At 37.2% G+C, this 2,267-nt stretch carries 3 protein-coding genes; all 3 read left to right on the top strand.

Annotated features, from left to right (window positions below):
• Positions 1 to 730: Mur ligase family protein (locus ABZA26_RS13085; RefSeq protein ID WP_372714949.1), on the top strand; the 730-nt coding region annotated here is incomplete at its 5' end.
• Between the two features lie 37 nt (positions 731 to 767).
• Complete coding sequence (gene kdsA, locus ABZA26_RS13080) at positions 768 to 1,610, top strand: 3-deoxy-8-phosphooctulonate synthase (RefSeq protein WP_372714948.1); 843 nt, start codon at positions 768 to 770, stop codon at positions 1,608 to 1,610.
• A 101-nt stretch (positions 1,611 to 1,711) separates the two neighbouring features.
• The coding region (locus ABZA26_RS13075; RefSeq protein ID WP_372714947.1) for an SIS domain-containing protein at positions 1,712 to 2,267 on the top strand (556 nt) is incomplete at its 3' end.

The following is a 2,267-nucleotide window of genomic DNA, read 5'->3' as shown; positions in this document are numbered from 1 at the left end:
GAAGAGACTTTTTCAAGAGTTTGGAGGGATATCCTACGGGATAAACTCAGGTAGTTTAAAGGCAGATATGATGGGCCGGACTTTAAAAACTCAGAAAATAAAACTTTCATTTGAAAAGTTTGAAAGAGAGATAGAGATAAAACTTCAGGGGAAATTCAATGTATATAATCTCCTGGCAGCTGTGGGGGTATCCATAAATCTGGGCTTGCCTATGAAAGAGATAGCAGATAAATTGGGTAATTTAGAAAGTGCCCCTGGAAGATTTGAGTGTGTAGAAGGGGGGCAGGAGTTTATGGTGGTGGTGGACTACGCCCATACTGCTGATGCACTGGAAAATATTTTGAGTGCCCTCAATGAGATTAAGATGGAAAAGATCATAACTGTATTTGGTTGCGGAGGTGACAGGGACCCCAGCAAAAGAAAGCCCATGGCTGAGACTGCAGAAAAACTAAGTGATATAGTGATAGTGACATCAGACAATCCCAGGACAGAAGATCCTAATAAAATACTGGAAGAGGTCTCGAGTGGTCTTAGCAGCCATAAACATAGTTTTGTAGAGATAGACAGGGAAAAAGCCATAGAAAAGGCTATAGGTATAGCCAGAAAAAATGATATTGTGCTTATCGCAGGAAAAGGGCATGAAGACTATCAGATAATAGGCAGAGAAAAAATACATTTTGATGATAAAGAAGTAGCTCTGAAGTATATTAAAAATAAAATTAAATTTTAACCTTATATGCAATAAAAAAATGAAATGGAGATGAAAAATGTCAATTATAAATGAAGTTAAAAAAATAAAGATAGGAAATAAGTTTGAAATTGGTGGTAAAAACAGATTTACTCTCATTGCAGGTCCGTGTGCCATAGAGAGTGAAGAGATGAGTTTGAGAGTCGCCAAGAAAATAAAGGATATATGTGATAGATTGGGGATTAACTACATATTCAAGTCATCTTATGACAAGGCCAATAGGTCATCGGTATTCTCTGCAAGGGGAATAGGGATGAAAGAGGGTCTAAATATCTTGAAAAAGGTAAGAGAAGAGGTGGGGGTACCTGTAATTACAGATATTCATGAACCTTGGCAGGCAGCTGAGGCGTCTAAGTTTGTAGATATGCTTCAGATCCCGGCATTTCTTTGCAGACAGACTGACCTTATAGTGGCAGCTGCAGAAACAGGACTTCCGGTAAATGTCAAAAAAGGACAGTTTCTTGCTCCTTGGGATGCCAAGAATATAGTTACCAAGTTTGAAGAGGTTGGGAATGATAAACTTCTTTTGTGTGAGAGAGGTACGACTTTTGGTTATAATAACTTTGTTGTAGATATGAGATCGTTTCTTGAAATGAGAAAATTTGGATATCCTGTGGTTTTTGATGCAACTCACTCTGTTCAGATTCCTGGAGGTCAAGGAACATGTACAGGTGGAAACAGAGAATATGTATTTCCTTTAATGAGAGCAGCCCTTGCTGTGGGAGTAGATGCAATATTTGCAGAGGTACATGAGGATCCTGATAATGCTCCTTGTGATGGTCCGAACATGTTGAAATTAGAGGACCTAGAGGAAATTTTAAAGGTTGCCATAGAAATTGACGATATAGTAAAGAAAAATTAATTTTAAGCCCCGTTTTTTCGGGGTTTTTTATTTTTTTACAATAATATTTTTCAAAGTAAAGAGTAAAATGGTATACTGTGAGAACAGAATAAGGAGGTTTTATGGACATCATAAATTACGCAAAAGAGATATTTGATATAGAAATCGAAGAGCTGAAGAAGGTCAGAGACAGACTCTCCCATGAAATGGAAAAGGCAGTAAATATAATACTGGCTTCAAAAGGAAAGGTTGTCATAACGGGAATAGGTAAATCAGGCCTTATAGGAAAAAAAATGGCTGCTACCTTTGCTTCTACAGGGACACATTCTGTATTTATGAATTCAGCCGAGGGTCTCCATGGAGATCTGGGGATGATACACCCTGAAGATGTTGTAATAGCAATATCAAACAGCGGAAACAGCGACGAGGTACTGTCGATAATTCCATCTATAAAAAAAATAGGATGTAAAATAATTGCTATGACTGGAAATATAACTTCAAAACTAGCTAAAAATTCTAACTTAGTTCTTGATATTGGCATTGAAAAAGAAACTTGTCCTATGAATTTGGCCCCGACTTCTTCTACAACCGCTGCTCTAGTTATGGGAGATGCTATCGCTACAAGTTTAGTTAAAATAAAAAATTTTAAACCTGAAAATTTTGCTGTATTTCATCCTG

Origin of the sequence: Ilyobacter sp. (assembly GCF_041583315.1) — a bacterium.
Taxonomy (GTDB): domain Bacteria; phylum Fusobacteriota; class Fusobacteriia; order Fusobacteriales; family Fusobacteriaceae; genus Ilyobacter.
Note: the sequence above shows the minus strand (reverse complement) of the source record. Positions and strands in the feature narration are given on the sequence as shown.

Excerpts from the sequence above, each read along its gene's own strand:
- kdsA (WP_372714948.1), top strand. The coding sequence starts at position 768 with ATGTCAATTATAAATGAAGTTAAAAAAATAAAGATAGGAAATAAGTTT.